The sequence below is a fragment of the Flavobacterium sp. LHD-85 genome, from assembly GCF_030929595.1.
Lineage (GTDB): Bacteria > Bacteroidota > Bacteroidia > Flavobacteriales > Flavobacteriaceae > Flavobacterium.
In genome coordinates this window covers 1,212,094-1,227,669 of the sequence record NZ_JAVFVR010000001.1, presented here as the reverse complement: position 1 = coordinate 1,227,669, position 15,576 = coordinate 1,212,094, and the positions used below count along the sequence as shown (strand labels likewise).

Annotated in this window: 18 protein-coding genes; 13 read left to right on the top strand and 5 right to left on the bottom strand. The window is 32.0% G+C overall.

From position 1 onward, the window contains the following. The first annotated feature begins 24 nt into the window (after nt 1-24). Entirely contained in the window at nt 25-1,299 is a 1,275-nt protein-coding gene (gene purD / locus RB618_RS05310) for a phosphoribosylamine--glycine ligase (RefSeq protein WP_308067802.1), read from the top strand. Nucleotides 1,300-1,341: 42 nt separating this feature from the next. Here the strand turns inward: purD and RB618_RS05305 are convergent, their stop codons facing one another. Next, nucleotides 1,342-1,572: a hypothetical protein gene (locus tag RB618_RS05305; RefSeq protein WP_031453858.1), complete on the bottom strand. Its 231-nt coding sequence runs from the start codon at nt 1,570-1,572 to the stop codon at nt 1,342-1,344. Between the two features lie 141 nt (nt 1,573-1,713). On the opposite strand from RB618_RS05305, the gene RB618_RS05300 reads away from it, so the two are divergent. Next, on the top strand, nt 1,714-2,643 hold the full coding sequence (locus tag RB618_RS05300; RefSeq protein ID WP_308067801.1) for a DUF6427 family protein: 930 nt from the start codon (nt 1,714-1,716) through the stop codon (nt 2,641-2,643). On the opposite strand, the gene upp is transcribed toward RB618_RS05300, so the two are convergent. After that, on the bottom strand, nt 2,638-3,291 hold the full coding sequence (gene upp, locus RB618_RS05295) for a uracil phosphoribosyltransferase (RefSeq protein ID WP_308067800.1): 654 nt from the start codon (nt 3,289-3,291) through the stop codon (nt 2,638-2,640). The two genes, RB618_RS05300 and upp, sit on opposite strands and share 6 nt — an antisense overlap. A 110-nt stretch (nt 3,292-3,401) precedes the next feature. Here upp and RB618_RS05290 point away from each other — a divergent pair, with 110 nt between their 5' ends. After that, complete coding sequence (locus RB618_RS05290) at nt 3,402-4,007, top strand: DUF4254 domain-containing protein (RefSeq protein ID WP_095930592.1); 606 nt, start codon at nt 3,402-3,404, stop codon at nt 4,005-4,007. Nucleotides 4,008-4,050: 43 nt separating this feature from the next. Then, on the top strand, nt 4,051-5,058 hold the full coding sequence (locus RB618_RS05285) for a glycosyltransferase family 9 protein (protein WP_308067799.1): 1,008 nt from the start codon (nt 4,051-4,053) through the stop codon (nt 5,056-5,058). A gap of 199 nt (nt 5,059-5,257) precedes the next feature. Here the strand turns inward: RB618_RS05285 and RB618_RS05280 are convergent, their stop codons facing one another. From RB618_RS05280 to RB618_RS05270, 3 genes are all read right to left on the bottom strand, one after another. Beyond that, nucleotides 5,258-5,692 carry a hypothetical protein gene (locus tag RB618_RS05280; protein WP_308067798.1) on the bottom strand — a complete coding sequence of 145 codons (435 nt, stop codon included), beginning with the start codon at nt 5,690-5,692 and terminating at the stop codon, nt 5,258-5,260. A 140-nt stretch (nt 5,693-5,832) separates the two neighbouring features. Then, nucleotides 5,833-6,141, bottom strand: coding sequence for a hypothetical protein (locus tag RB618_RS05275; RefSeq protein ID WP_308067797.1), 309 nt, complete (start codon nt 6,139-6,141; stop codon nt 5,833-5,835). Nucleotides 6,142-6,300: 159 nt separating this feature from the next. Next, nucleotides 6,301-7,353, bottom strand: a complete 1,053-nt coding sequence (locus RB618_RS05270) for a 2Fe-2S iron-sulfur cluster-binding protein (protein ID WP_308067796.1) — start codon at nt 7,351-7,353, stop codon at nt 6,301-6,303. Between the two features lie 128 nt (nt 7,354-7,481). On the opposite strand from RB618_RS05270, the gene RB618_RS05265 reads away from it, so the two are divergent. From RB618_RS05265 to RB618_RS05225, 9 genes are all read left to right on the top strand, one after another. Then, nucleotides 7,482-8,942 (top strand): DUF5687 family protein, encoded by a 1,461-nt coding sequence (locus RB618_RS05265; protein WP_308067795.1) that lies wholly within the window; start codon nt 7,482-7,484, stop codon nt 8,940-8,942. Between the two features lie 47 nt (nt 8,943-8,989). Beyond that, on the top strand, nt 8,990-9,685 hold the full coding sequence (locus tag RB618_RS05260) for an ABC transporter ATP-binding protein (protein WP_308067794.1): 696 nt from the start codon (nt 8,990-8,992) through the stop codon (nt 9,683-9,685). 90 nt (nt 9,686-9,775) lie between these two features. Further along, complete coding sequence (locus RB618_RS05255; protein ID WP_308067793.1) at nt 9,776-12,388, top strand: tetratricopeptide repeat protein; 2,613 nt, start codon at nt 9,776-9,778, stop codon at nt 12,386-12,388. Nucleotides 12,389-12,400: 12 nt separating this feature from the next. Beyond that, on the top strand, nt 12,401-12,799 hold the full coding sequence (locus RB618_RS05250) for a polymer-forming cytoskeletal protein (protein ID WP_201999196.1): 399 nt from the start codon (nt 12,401-12,403) through the stop codon (nt 12,797-12,799). Then, a complete protein-coding gene (locus RB618_RS05245; RefSeq protein WP_111368381.1) occupies nt 12,780-13,007 on the top strand; it encodes an AtpZ/AtpI family protein in 228 nt (75 codons plus the stop codon). Before RB618_RS05250 ends, RB618_RS05245 begins: the two co-directional genes overlap by 20 nt. Before the next feature lie 59 nt (nt 13,008-13,066). Beyond that, nucleotides 13,067-13,459: a hypothetical protein gene (locus tag RB618_RS05240; protein ID WP_308067792.1), complete on the top strand. Its 393-nt coding sequence runs from the start codon at nt 13,067-13,069 to the stop codon at nt 13,457-13,459. Between the two features lie 118 nt (nt 13,460-13,577). After that, a complete protein-coding gene (atpB, locus tag RB618_RS05235; protein ID WP_308067791.1) occupies nt 13,578-14,753 on the top strand; it encodes a F0F1 ATP synthase subunit A in 1,176 nt (391 codons plus the stop codon). 34 nt (nt 14,754-14,787) lie between these two features. Then, entirely contained in the window at nt 14,788-14,985 is a 198-nt protein-coding gene (atpE, locus tag RB618_RS05230) for an ATP synthase F0 subunit C (protein WP_008465835.1), read from the top strand. Nucleotides 14,986-15,075: 90 nt separating this feature from the next. Continuing rightward, nucleotides 15,076-15,576 (top strand): F0F1 ATP synthase subunit B, encoded by a 501-nt coding sequence (locus tag RB618_RS05225; RefSeq protein WP_308067790.1) that lies wholly within the window; start codon nt 15,076-15,078, stop codon nt 15,574-15,576.

Below are 15,576 nucleotides of genomic sequence, written 5' to 3'. Positions count from 1 at the left end.
TCACAACTAATAATACAACAACACATGACAATTTTACTATTGGGATCAGGCGGAAGAGAGCATGCTTTTGCATGGAAAATGACTCAAAGTCCACTTTGCGAAAAACTTTTCGTAGTGCCTGGAAATGCAGGAACGGCTGCAATTGCTGAAAACGTGGCAATATCTGCAACAGATTTTGAAGCAGTAAAAGCATTAGTACTTAAAGAAAAAATAAGTTTAGTAGTCGTAGGACCTGAAGATCCGTTGGTAAAAGGTATTTATGATTATTTTAAAAACGACGAAAGTTTAAAAGATATTCCAGTTATCGGACCATCAAAATTAGGTGCGCAATTGGAAGGAAGTAAAGAATTTGCAAAAGAATTCTTGATGAAACATAATATTCCAACAGCAGCTTATGACAGTTTTACTGCCGAAACAGTTGAAGAAGGATGTAAGTTTCTTGAAACGCTACAACCTCCATACGTTTTAAAAGCAGACGGTTTAGCAGCAGGAAAAGGTGTTTTGATTATTCAGGATCTTGAAGAAGCAAAAACAGAATTAAGAAACATGCTAGTTCATGCAAAATTCGGAACAGCAAGTGCAAAAGTGGTTATTGAAGAATTCTTGGACGGAATAGAATTAAGCTGTTTTGTTTTAACAGACGGAAAAAGTTATAAAATTCTTCCAACTGCAAAAGATTATAAAAGAATTGGAGAAGGAGATACAGGTTTAAATACAGGCGGAATGGGAGCGGTTTCTCCAGTTCCTTATGTAGATGCAGTTTTGATGGAAAAAATTGAAACTCGTATCGTAAAACCAACAATCGAAGGTTTCCAAAAAGACGGAATCGAATACAAAGGTTTCGTATTTATCGGTTTAATCAATGTAAAAGGAGAACCAATAGTTATTGAATATAATGTTAGAATGGGAGATCCTGAAACAGAAGTTGTGGTTCCTAGATTGAAATCAGATTTAGTAGAATTGTTCTTGTCTGTTGCTGATCAAAAATTAGGAGACTTTAATTTAGAAGTTGATCCAAGAAGCGCTACGACTGTAATGGTTGTTTCTGGCGGATATCCTGAAGATTTTGAAAAAGGAAAAGTAATTTCTGGCTTAGAAAATATTGAGGATTCTATAGTTTTTCATGCAGGAACAAAATTAGATAACGGAAATGTCGTTACTAATGGAGGACGTGTAATTGCTGTAACTTCTTATGGAGATAATTTCCAAGAGGCTATAAAAAAATCTTACCAAAACATAGATAAACTAAGCTTTGATAAGATGTATTTTAGAAAAGATATCGGTTTCGATTTAATCTAAAAATAAATTCACAAGCCCTTTTTAATTAAAGGGTTTGATTTTTTATTTTAAAAATGAATGAGCCGTTGTATCTTGGTTTTCTGTTCCAGCGTCATCAAAAATACGTAATTGTTTAATCCAATAAACGATTGCGCATGAGCAGATGATCATGAAAATCCAGTTAATAGTGTTTGCACCAAACCATGTAATTAATTCCAAACGACGTAAGAAGTCAAGAGGAGCAAACAAAATGTTAACAAATAGGTATTGAATTCCTTCAAAAAAAGCTGTCATAATTTTAAAAATTATATGTTATTTATTGTTGTGTAATGCCTTGAAGATAAAATTCGGTAAACCAAATCTTTTTTCTACTTGTTAGGTTTTTCCTTTTAAACAAGTATTATCTTTACAATCACAAAAGTATAAAATATCCTTATGATAACAAGTGTTTTTAAAAAATCTACGCCATTAAATTATTCATTGGTTGTAATTTTAATACTGGTTTTCTTTTTTATGTTCCAAATTAAAGACCCTTCTTGGGTTACTTCTTATTTTTTGGCTTTTCAAAAAGTAAGTTTGTTATGCTTTATTTTGGCCTCTTTTTTTATGATTAATTTCATTGTAAAAAAGAATGGACTCAGTAAAGACAATGGTTACGCGATACTTTTTTACTTGTTGTTTATTTTATTTTTTCCGACCATATTTAATAACTCAAATATTATCTATGCCAATTTTTTCATTTTATTGGCACTTCGAAGATTAATTTCACTGCAATCTCTAAAAGCTTCAAAAGAAAAAATATTTGATGCTGCGTTTTGGATTTTTGTAGCTTCTTTATTTCAATTTTGGAGTATTCTCTTCTTAATATTGGTTTACATATCTATTGTTTTTCACGTTTCAAGAGATTATAGAAACTGGGTTTTGCCATTTATAGCACTTTTGGCCGTAACAATTTTATTCTATATGACATCATTAATTTTAAATTTTGATGCAGTAGCTTTTATTCAGGAAAGAGCTGTAATCGATTTTAGAATTGATTATTTTAAGAATAATTACGAAAATGCCGCACTTTCGATATATACAGCAGTAGCCTTGTTTTTTGTTACTTCGATGTTAATGACCTTGTCAAACAGACCTCAAATTGTACATTCTTCATATAAGAAAGTAGTAGCTTGTTTTTTTATAGCAGTCTTTGTTTTCATCATTTCGCCAAACAAAAGCAACGATTTATTATTGTTTAGTATTGCACCATTAAGTATTATGGCAACGAGCCATGTAGAATATATGCAACAGAAACTTAATAACGAAATTGTTTATTATACGCTGATTGTGTGTAGTTTATTTACTTTTTTCTCTCAGTTATAATTTGCTTCCGTAAGCAAGATCACCAGCATCGCCAAGACCAGGAACGATGTAGTTTTTCTCATTTAGTTTTTCGTCTAGAGACGCTACCCATAAATGACAGTTTTCAGGAAGATTTTTGTCAAGATAAGCTATTCCTTCAGGAGCAGCGATAACAACAACAATGTGTATTTCTTTTGGAGTAGCATTCTCGATTAGCTTTTTATGAACAGCTACAATTGATTGTCCTGTAGCTAGCATCGGGTCAAGAAGCAAAACAGTTTTATTATTTAGATCTGAAATAGCTTGATATTCAACACGAATTTCAAATTCGTCATCATTATTTGGGTGAAATCTGCAGGCAGAAACAAAGCTGTTTTCGGCATGATCAAAATAATTTAAAAAACCATTATGAAGCGGTAATCCAGCCCGTAAAATAGGACATAAGACCAAATCCGTGTCAATTTCTGTAGTCTTCTTAATTCCAAGAGGGGTTTGGATATCAACCTTTTTATAAGGTAAAATTTTGCTCAGCTCATAAGCCATAATTTCTCCAATGCGTTCAATATTTCTACGAAAACGCATACTGTCATTTTGAACATTTACATTTCTAATTTGTCCTAAGAAATGATTTAAAACGCTGTTATTTTCAGAGATATAATGAATTTTCATGATGAAATTGTAATTTATTTAGAGATATAATGATGAAACGAAAAATAATTCCTTTTCTTCGCAGCATAAAAGTATAAAAAGTATCTTTGTATCTATAAAAAAATAAAGACATGTTTTCAAAATTAGCATATTCTGTTTTCGAGCAAAGCATTAAAGATTATCATCAGTTTGATAATGTAGATCAGCCGATCAATAATCCTTATCCAAAAGATAAGTTCGAGCATTTGTTATATCTAAAAAATTGGATTGATACTGTTCAATGGCATTTTGAAGATATTATTCGTGATCCACAGATTGATCCAGTTGCGGCATTAACTTTAAAAAGAAGAATTGACGCATCAAATCAGGAACGTACTGATATGGTGGAATATATAGATAGCTACTTTTTACAAAAATACAGTAATGTAAAAGTAAAAGACGGAGCAAAAATCAATTCTGAAAGTCCAGCATGGGCTTTTGATAGATTGTCAATCTTGGCTTTAAAAATTTATCATATGCATGAAGAAGCAAATCGTGCTGAAGCTTCTCAGGAACACAGAGATAAATGTCAGGAAAAATTAAATATTCTTTTAGAGCAAAGAACAGACTTATCTACAGCAATTGAAGAATTATTGACAGATATCGAAAATGGAGATAAATTCATGAAAGTGTACAAACAAATGAAAATGTACAATGATGATGATTTGAATCCAGTTTTATATCAAAATAAAAAATAATAATTTGGCAGACTTGTCTAGCAAAATTAAGCATATAGCCGTCATGAGACTATCCGCAATGGGAGATGTCGCCATGACGGTTCCTGTTTTACGCGTTTTTGTAAAACAATATCCAACGGTAAAACTAACCGTGATTTCTCGTCCATTTTTCAAACCCTTTTTTGACGGAATTCCGAATTTGGATTTTTTTGCTTTTGATGAAAAAGAAAGACATAAAGGATTTGCGGGGCTTTTACGCTTGTTTAAAGATGTAAAAAAACTGAAGATTGATGCTTTTGCCGATCTTCATAATGTTTTACGATCTAAAGTTGTGGGTTTGCTTTTCGCTTTAAGCGGAAAAAAAAGAGCAACCGTAGATAAAGGAAGAGAAGGAAAAAAAGAATTAACGCGTGAAGAGAACAAGATTTTCAAACAATTGCCAACGATGTTCGAAAGACACGTAAAAGTATTTGAAGAACTTGGTTTTCCGTTAAATTTATCGAATTCAACATTCCCTGAAAAAGCAGTTTTAAGTTCTGATATTGTACAAATTATCGGAAATGAAAATCAAAAACTTATAGGAATTGCTCCTTTTGCTCAATACGATTCTAAGGTTTATCCTCTGGATTTGATGAAAGAAGTAATTGCAAAATTGGCTGAAAATTCATCATATAAAATTTTGCTTTTTGGCGGAGGAAAGAAAGAAATTGAAATTTTGGATTCAATTTCTGAGCCTTTTGAAAATGTAATAAATATGGCTGGAAAAATCAAATTTCAGCAGGAATTACAATTGATAAGCAATCTTGATGTCATGCTTTCTATGGATTCTGGAAACGCGCATATTGCAGCAATGCTTGGCGTAAAAGTCATTACGCTTTGGGGTGCAACACATCCGTACGCTGGATTTTTGCCATTCAACCAAAGTTTAGAAAATGCACTGACTTCAGACCGAAATCAATATCCAAAATTACCGACTTCCGTTTATGGCAATAAAGTTGTTGAAGGTTATGAGGATGCTATGAGGACAATTTTACCGCAACAGGTTGTTGACAAAGTTGTAGAGCAGCTTTAATGAAAGACTAAAAAAGAGCTTTTTTGTAAGCTTCGGAGAAGCGAGATATTTATAACAAAGAATGTATCCACAAAATAAAAGCTCCGGCGGAGCGACATGTTTTTTTATAATATGTCGCTCCGCCGGAGCTTTTTTCATTAGTTTTATTGAGATTCTATAAATATTTTATCCCCGCCGGGATATTTGCTAATAAAAATCTTTAAGCAATATTTTTATTTAAAACATATCTTTCATTAGCGTCGAGAAAAGAATATCCGATAGTTTTTTTTCTTTTTTTGTTTACTATAATGGAGACAAAGTTATTTTTGTCTTCGGTTGACAATAGAATATGTTCGAATTTATCGGATGAATCTCTGTAAATTTTATAAATTAAGTCGTTGTCTTTAATTTTTTTAGATAAAATTCTAGCCGACTTAAGTTTACTTACATAAGGCCAGATATTGAAGATATTCGAATCTGTTTTTTTTACTTCTACCATTTTTTCGGTCAAAGTCGAATTGTATTTTTCTCTTTCGAGCAACTTGGGACCTTTTTTGTTTTTCATTTTTATAACAACTGCCAGAACGCATAGCGAGGCAGTTACAACCAACATAATGATTAGATATAAATGAAAGTGCTGTACGTGAGCTGTCATGATATTTAATGTTTTAAATGTTTGACAAATTTGATTTAGCTCTGCAAATTCTCAAGCGATGAGATTGAGATTACTATAATCATACCTCTAATTTAATGAAAAATCGGCAATATTTCGATAAATTTTTGCTTTTATTTCAATTACAGCCAAATCTTCTCATCACGGCAGCGACGATAAATATAGCTTTTTAGATTTGCGATGGTTTCTTGGTAATTGGGTGCGTCATAACCATATCGTTCATGTTCCATTTGTTCTCTTTCAATGGCATCACATCCTTTTATAACTTCTTTGATCATATCAAGTAAAGCAAGTTCTTTATTGTCCGTTTTTTGAAATTTAAATTCAACAATTTCGTCTTGAAGTTCTTCACAGTAATCAACCAGCTTCATAACTTCTGGTTCGTCCAGAAGATATTCTTTGTTTCTAAAAATTTCTCGTACAGATTTCATAAACAATTAATTTTCAATTTTTAAATTCCAAATTCCAAGTTACATCTTTGTCAAAGTTTTAAATTTTAACAAAGAGCAGAAATGCAATTAAACAAAAAAAATTCCAAACACCAATTGTTAGGTTGGAATTTGGAATTTTTGATATTGGAATTTTATAGACTAGACGTCGTCGTAATCAATATAAATAGTTTCTGATGTTGGATGCGCCTGACAAGTTAAAATTAAACCTTCAGCAATTTCGCTGTCTGTTAAAATAGAATTTTTCGTCATTTCGGCAGTTCCTTTTGTAACGCGTCCTAAACAGCTGCTGCAAATTCCGCCTTGGCAAGAATAAGGAGCATCCACGCCTTGTTTTAGAGCAGCATCTAGAATTGTTTGTTTTTTAGACATCTCAAAAGTAGTTTCTTCATCGTCTACCAAAACAGTAATTTTTGTATGGCCTTCCTGCGAACCCTGAATTGCATGTTCTTCAGAAGAAGAGGTAAACAACTCAAATTTGATAGCAGATTCTTTTACATTTTTCTCTTTCAAAACATTAGAAACTGTATTGATCATGTCTTCTGGTCCGCAAAGGAAAAACTTATCAAATTGAAGTTCTTTGTGTTTGTTGTTTAAAACAAAATTTACAGCCGACTTTTCAATTCTTCCAAATAAAGCATTTTCAGCTTTTGCCTGGCTGTACACATTATGCACAAAAAATCTGCCTACATATTGTAATTGTAAATCGTGAAGTTCCTGATGAAAGATTGTACTTTCAGGAGTTTTGTTTCCGTAAACCAATACAAATGAACTTTTTGGTTCATTTTTTAAAACCGACTTTATAATAGAAAGAACTGGAGTAATTCCGCTTCCTGCAGCAAATGCAGCGTAGTTTTTTTGTCTTTCAGCATCTGGTTCAAAAGTAAATTTACCTTCTGGATGACCTACTTCAAGAACATCTCCTGCTTTTAGTGTCGTATTGGCAAACTGAGAAAAAAGACCATTTTTTACGGCTTTTACGGCAATTCTTAATTCGCCACTGTCTGGTGCAGAGCAAATAGAATAAGCACGTCTAATTTCTTGGTTATCAAGAGTTAGCTTTAAATTTATATATTGACCTGCTATAAAATTATAGTCAGATTTTAGTTCTTCGGGAACATTAAAAAGAATAGAAACAGCATCTGCAGTCTCACGTTTAACCTCTTTAATTATAAGTTTTAAGAATGAAGGCATGATAGAATTTTTATGCAAAAGTAGCAAACCACTATTAAAAGTTTAGCACGAAATTATTTTTTTTAACTTTTTTTGTAACGTTTTCCTACATTTGGTCTCTTACTACAAAAATATTAAAACCATAAACCATGATTAAGAAGTTTATTTACCTCGAATGGAAGGCTTTTATTAGGTCGGCATCATTCGGTAAAAACCTGACAATGAAAATTATAATAGGTTTTTTGATGATCTATTTTTCATTAATTTTTGTCGCAATGGGCGTTGGGGCATTTTATGTTCTAAAGGATATGAAATTGGAACCATTAGTAACAGTCAATAAGTTTCTTTTTTACTATTTTCTTTTAGATTTAATAATTCGATTGTTATTGCAGTCAATACCTGTTTTAAATATTAAACCGTTATTGGTTCTCCCTTTTAAGAAACCAACAATTGTTCATTTTTCTTTGGGCAAAACGGCTTTGTCTTTTTTTAACTGGGTACATGCTTTATTTTTTATTCCGTTTTCTGTTGTATTAATTTTGAACGGATATGATGTTGTTGAAATTATTTTCTGGCATTTAGGAATAATGGCCATGATATACATTAATAATTTCCTGAATATTATCTTGAGCAATATTGACAGATTATTTGCTGTATTTGTAGTATTGATAGTAGTTTTAGGAGGTGCACAATATTATAAGTTATTTGATATTACTCTATTCACAACTCCACTTTTTCAAAATTTCTATGATATTGACGGAGTGTTTTTAATTCCGATTTTAATATTAATCGGACTTTATATTTTTACTTTTAAATACTTCGAAAAGAATTTATACCTAGATGCAGGCCTTTCTATAAAACATGACGTGGCGTCAACAGAAAATCTGACTTGGCTGAATCAATTTGGTACTTTGGGGACTTTTCTTAAAAACGACATAAAACTTATCAAAAGAAACAAAAGGTCAAAAACCACCATAGTTATGAGTGTGATCTTTTTATTCTATGGATTGATTTTTTTCGGAAATACGCACCAGCCGCCTGCTATGCAAATTTTTGCTGGAATATTTGTTTCAGGAGGATTTCTATTTGTCTTTGGACAGTTTGTGCCAAGCTGGGACAGTTCGTATTATCAATTAATGATGACGCAAAATATTCCGTATAGAGGTTACATTACCGCAAAATGGTGGCTTATTGTAATTGCTACTTTTATTTCTACCATTTTGGCTTCTTTTTATCTTTTGTATGGATGGGAAGTATATTTAACTATTGTCGTTGGAGCGATTTATAATATCGGAGTCAATTCTCATTTGGTGCTTTTAGGCGGAGCTTTTACAAAAACTCCAATTGATTTGAGTAACGCCGGTGGAGCTTTTGGAGATAAAAAAGCCTTTAATGTGAATTCGATGCTTTTGTCTTTGCCAAAAATATTTCTGCCTTTAGTATTGTATTGGCTCGGATTACATTTTGCAGATAAAACCGTGGCGTTAAGCTTGGTAGCCGGAGCAGGAATTTTAGGATTTATCTTCAAAGAAAAAGTATTTTCTCTAATCGAAAAAAGATACAAAATTGAGAAATACAGTACGATTAGTGCATACAAACAAAAGAATTAATTAGAAAAGGAGTCAATTAGATAATTAATCTAAAATCAACAATTACCATGATACAAGTAAATCAGCTTTCAAAAACATACAACGGAACAACAGTTTTAAATATTAGTGATCTAGAAATTCCAAAAGGACAAAGTTTCGGGTTGGTAGGAAATAATGGAGCAGGAAAAACAACTTTCTTCAGTTTGCTTTTAGATCTAATCCAACCTTCAACCGGACATATAAAAAGTAATGATATTCAAGTAAATGCAAGTGAGAATTGGAAATCTTTCACGGGATCATTTTTAGATGAAAATTTCCTTATCGGATATTTAACTCCAGAAGAATACTTTTATTTTATTGGCGATTTACGCAATCAGAACAAGGCAGATATTGATGCATTGTTAGCAAAACACGAAGAGTTTTTTAACGGAGAAATTTTAAAGAACAAAAAATACCTTCGCGACCTTTCTAAAGGAAATCAGAAAAAAGTGGGTATTATTGCCACACTTATTGGTAATCCTGAAGTTGTAATTTTAGACGAACCTTTTGCAAATTTAGATCCAACAACAGTTAGCCGATTAAAAAAAATAATCAGAGAATTAGCAGATGATCCAAATGTAACAGTTTTGGTCTCAAGTCACGATTTACAGCATACGGTGGAGGTTTGTGATCGAATTGTAGCTCTAAATAAAGGAGAAATTGTTAAAGATATTCAGACCTCAAAAGAGACCTTACAAGAACTAGAATTATTTTTTGCTGTGTAAGAATTTCTATATTTCAAAAAGAAGCGTATTTTTACAAGTGATTATACTAAAATTGGTTTTTAGTAGTTATGTGTTTTAAACTCTTTTCTATTGAAAAAGAATACTCTTAAATATAGTTTTATTCCCATTTTTTTATTCTTTTTGATAGCTTGTTCTACCAAAAAAAATACTTTTTTGGCTCGAAGTTCTCACTCGATTGGGACAAAATATAATATTCTTTATAATGGGGGAATTGGCCTAGATAAAGGCTTAAAATCTATTCAGGCCAATAATGAAGATAATTTTTGGAAACTGCTGCCAATTGAAAAAATGCAGTTTGATGAAAATTTTTCTGAAGGCGAAAAAGCTAAAAACCCAGATTTTGAACTGGCAGAAACAAAAGCTACAAAAGCCATTCAAAAGCACTCTATGAATATTGGAGGAAGAGAAAGAAACTGGCAGATGGATGAAGCGTATCTTATGCTTGGGAAAGCAAGATACTATGATCAGCGTTTTATTCCGGCAATTGAGGCTTTCAATTATATTTTATACAAGTATCCAGAAAGCAATAATATTTATACAGCAAAAATCTGGCGCGAGAAAACCAATATGCGTTTAGGTAATGATGCAATTGCTCTTAAAAACATAAAAATATTACTTAAAAAAACAGATTTAGATAAGCAGACTTATGCAGATGCAAATGCGCTTTTGGCAGAAGCTTATCTAAATTTAGAACAAAAAGATAGCGCCGTTACTAAACTTAAAGTTGCGGAGCAATTTACTAAAAGTAACGAAGAACGTGCGAGATATCGTTTTATCCTTGGCCAGATGTATCAGGCAGAAGGACAGCGTGACAGCGCCATTTATTTTTATAATGCCGTAATTGATTTAAACAGAAAAGCAGATCGTAAGTATATGATGCACGCTTACGCGAAAAAAGCACAGATGTTTGATTATGAAAATGGCGATAAGAATATGTTTATTGAAGCCTACAATAAACTGGTAGAAGATAGAGAGAACCGTCCATATTATGACCTTTTGTTTTATGAAATGGGAGTTTTCTTTGAGAAAAATAAAGACCAAGAAAATGCATTGTTGTTCTACAATAAATCGTTAGGAAGAAAATCAAAAGACCCATATTTGATGGCTTCTGCTTACAGAAACATTGGAAACATGTATTTTAAAAACACAGATTATTCGATGGCAGCGAAGTATTACGACAGTACTTTGGTAAAGTTAGATCCTAAAACTCGAGAATTTGCTTTTATAGAAAAAAACAGAAAGAATCTTGATGACGTAATAAAATACGAAGCTATTGCAAAACGCAACGATAGTATTATTAAAGTATACAATCTGCCGCCAAATGAAAAGAAAGATTATTTCGAAAATTATATAGCCGAACTTAAAAAGAAAGACGAAGCGAAAAGACTTTTTGAGGAAAAAGAAAAAGAACGATTAGCCAATATCGATCGAAATTCTCAGTCGGAAATTTCAGGAAACGAAGCAGTTAATCCTAATTCTTTAGGTAAACCAGTTGAAACAGAAGGAATTGGAATGCCTCCAGGCGGAAATGACAATGCAAGTACATTCTATTTTTATAATCCGACAACTGTTGCTTATGGAAAACTGCAGTTTAAAAAAATGTGGGGCAGCAGAACTATGGGTGGAAACTGGAGATTGGCTGGAATAAAAGGAGCCAATAATGATGCAATGAATGATACAATTGCTACCAAAGAAGTTGCCAATGCATTGAATGATACAATAGTACAAGAAAAATATACTGTAGAATATTATGTAAAACAGCTTCCAACTTCGCAAGCAGCGATGGACAGTATTGGTAAAGAACGTAATTTTTCATATTACCAGTTAGGTCTTATATATAAGGAGAAGTTTAAAGAATATAATTTGGCCAGCGATAAACTAGAACAATTACTTCAGAATAATCCTGAAGAAAAACTGGTATTGCCATCTATGTATAATTTGTATAAAATTTATCAAATTACAGATCCTGCAAAAGCAGAAGCCATGAAAGCAGAGATTTCTTCGAAATATCCAGATTCGAGATATGCCCACATCTTAAATAATAAAGAAGACAATTCAAATTCTAGTCCGGACAAAGAATATCAAAAATGGTATAAACTTTTTGAAGAAGAAAAATTTGATGAAGTTTTAGCCAATATTGACAATCTAATTAACCAATATTCTGGCGATGATATTGTTTCTAAATACGAATTGCTAAAAGCGAACACGTTAGGAAAAGTATATGGTTTAGATGCTTATAAAAAAGGACTTGAGAATGTGGCAGACAACTATCCGAATAGTGAGGAAGGTAGAAATGCTAGAGAAATTCTAGAGAAACAAGTTCCTGTTTTAGAGAAACTTAATTTTACAACGACAGACACTAAAAATTGGAAAATTGCATATCGTGTTTCTAATAGTGATACAAAAGCGGTTAAAAGAATCGAAGAAGCAATTAGAGTGTTTTTATTAGTTGAAAACTACGAAAGATTGACAACATCTTTGGATAAATACAATAAAACAGAAAGTTTTGTAGTTATTCATGGTTTAAAATCTGAAGCTTATGCAAATGATATTGCAGGAGTTTTCAGAGATGATAAGAAATATAAAATCCCAGATCAAGCAATAATAATATCAAATGATAATTACAAGATCGTTCAGATCAAAAAGAATTTGGACGCATACTTGGCCCCCAAAACCCCTTAAATCTTAACCGCCATGTTTGAAAAAGTAAAAAAAAATGGAACTGAACAATTAGGAAAAACAAATAGAATTGTTGAAGGAACATCAATAGTAGGAGATATAGTCTCTAAAGCCGATTTTAGATTAGACGGCGAATTGATTGGAAATTTTACTTCTCAGGGCAAAATTGTGATTGGGGCCAAAGGAGCCGTTAAAGGAGAAATAATTTGTAATAATGCTGATATTGAAGGAGAATTTCACGGAAAGATAAAAGTTCTGGAAACCCTTAATATTAAATCGACTGCTCAAATTCACGGAGAAGTGGCAGTAGGAAAACTTTCGATAGAACCAGGAGCCGACTTCACAGCAACCTGTACCATGCTTGCCCATTCAAATCCTGTAATCATGCTAGAAGATGGAAAAGGAACCGAATAATGATAGAAGAAATAAATGGTTGGCATTTATTAATATTCCCTTTCAAATGGGAGTAATCATTTTTGTATTTTCCTATTTTGGAACCTGGCTCGACGAGAAACACCCAAGTCCAAAAGTATATTATAACACCATTTTTGTATTAGCCGGTGTTGGAGTTGCATTATACAATGTAATCCGACAAGTAAATGATATCAATAAAACAAAGTAGTTTATAAATAAAAACGTCTTGAGATAAAAGTTGCATCTTTGTGCAAAAAATTATTTCGAATGCTTACAAAAAATTACAAACCGTTTTTTTATTTGTTATGTCTTGCTTTAGGAACATATATTATTCATAAAGCAGTTTTTTTCTTTAGTGAAATTAGCATGGAGAACTTTCATTACAGTTTAGAATTACTGTATTTTTCTTTCTTCGCAATTTCGTCTTTATTATACCTTATATTATTAGTAGTAAAAAAGAAGAATTTTGAAATTGTCGGAATGGCATTTCTGTTCGGAACTTTTACACAAATGTTATTAGCCTATTTAGCTCTTCAACCAATCTTAAAAAACAAAACCGGAGAAAGTGATGTTGAAAAAGTTAGTTTTTTTATAACTTTTGTGCTGTTTTTGTTATTTCAGACGCTTTTAACTGTCCGATTATTAAATGGAAAGCGTTAAAATAACAATTCTTTAAAACAAGGTTTAAAAATAATTTTTCATATCCTTTTGAATATTAATAAAAAATGTACCTTTGCACCAAATTTTAGAAACGTAAAAAAATAAGATTTTCCACGATATGGTGATTTCAAACAAACCACTCAGCTTTATTCTTGCAGCTTTTGTAGCTTCTCTACCTATTATGGGTTTTGCAAATCAAGAGAATGATTCGACGCATGTTCAAACTGAAACGACTCACGAAGAGAAAGTAGTTTCACATAATGCTCACGAAGAAGGAGAGCATGTTGCTCTAGATCCTAAGGCAAAAGTTGATGCATTTATTGATCACCACTTACAAGATTCTCATGACTTTGTTTTCTTTCAAGATGAAAAAGAAAATAAGCACTACGGTTTTTCATTACCAGTTATTTTAATTGATGGTGGATTAAAAGTTTTCTCTTCTTCAAAATTCCACTTCGGAGAAACAGTTGCAGAAGTTGATGGTAGCTACTACAAATTAGTTCATGGTAAAATTTACAAAACAGATGCTGCCGGAACAGTTACACTTGATGAGCACGGTCATCCATCAAACGAAAAACCATTAGACTTTTCAATTACTAAAAATGTTGTTTCAATGCTTTTCGTATCAGTATTATTGTTCTTCATGTTTACTGGTTTAGCAAAATCATATAAAAAAGGACCGATCCCAACAGGATTTGGTAGAGTTTTAGAACCACTAGTAATTTTCATTAGAGACGAAATCGCAGTTCCAAATATTGGAGAGAAAAAATACCGTAAATATATGGGTTACCTATTAACTGTATTTTTCTTTGTTTGGATTTTAAATTTATTGGGAATGACTCCACTAGGAATCAACGTAACAGGAAATATTGCTATTACAGTTTGTTTAGCAGCATTTACGTTTATCATCACTCAATTTAGTGCAAACAAAGATTATTGGGGACACATCTTCTGGATGCCAGGAGTTCCAGTTCCAATGAAAATTATCTTAGCTCCAATTGAGATTTTAGGAACATTAACAAAACCATTCGCATTATTAATTCGTTTGTATGCAAACATTACTGCAGGTCACGTAGTAATTATGAGTTTAATTGCAATGATCTTTGTTGGAAAAAATTTAGCAGCAGATTTACCAATCTCATTAGGATTAACTTTGTTTATCTCTGTTATTGAAATTTTGGTTGCATTTTTACAAGCGTTTATCTTCACAATGTTATCATCATTGTTTATTGGTATGGCTGTTCAAGATCATGATCACGCTCACCACCATGAAGACGAAACTGCGATTATTTAATTTTAGAAGTTTAATTTTATATATATAAATAGTTATGGGAACAATTCCAACTTTAGTAGGTGCTGGTTTAGTAGTAATCGGTGCAGGTTTAGGTTTAGGTAAAATCGGTGGATCTGCTATGGACGCTATTGCTCGTCAGCCAGAAGCTGCTGGTAAAATTCAAACTGCGATGATTATTATCGCGGCTTTATTAGAAGGTTTAGCATTTGCTGCTTTAATCTTAGGAAAATAATAAAGAGAGAAATAACAGCATCTTTAACGGTTGGTTAAAGATGTTGTTACTTTTAAAAAAGAAATTAAATATTTAATATAGTTATATAAAATGGATAAGTTAATTAACGATTTTTCATTCGGATTATTCTTCTGGCAAGCTTTAATCTTGGTAGTTTTGATTTTACTTTTAGTAAAATTTGCTTGGAAACCAATTATGGAATCTATTACTGCTAGAGAAGAAGGTATTAAAAATGCATTGCTTTCTGCTGAAAACGCAAAGAGAGAAATGGAAAACTTACAAGCTGACAATCAAAGAATTTTGAATGAAGCTCGTGCTGAACGTGACGCGATGTTAAAAGAAGCTCGCGAAATGAAAGAGAAAATGATTGCTGATTCTAAAAACGAAGCGCAAGAAGCAGGTCAAAAAATGATTGATCAAGCTAAAGCAGCTATCGAAAGCGAAAAGAATGCTGCAATGGCAGAATTGAAATCTCAAGTTTCAACTCTATCTTTGAGTATTGCTGAAAAATTATTGAAAGAAGAATTATCTAATAAAGAATCTCAAACTAAATTAGTAGAGAAATTATTAGGTGACGTAAAGTTAAACTAA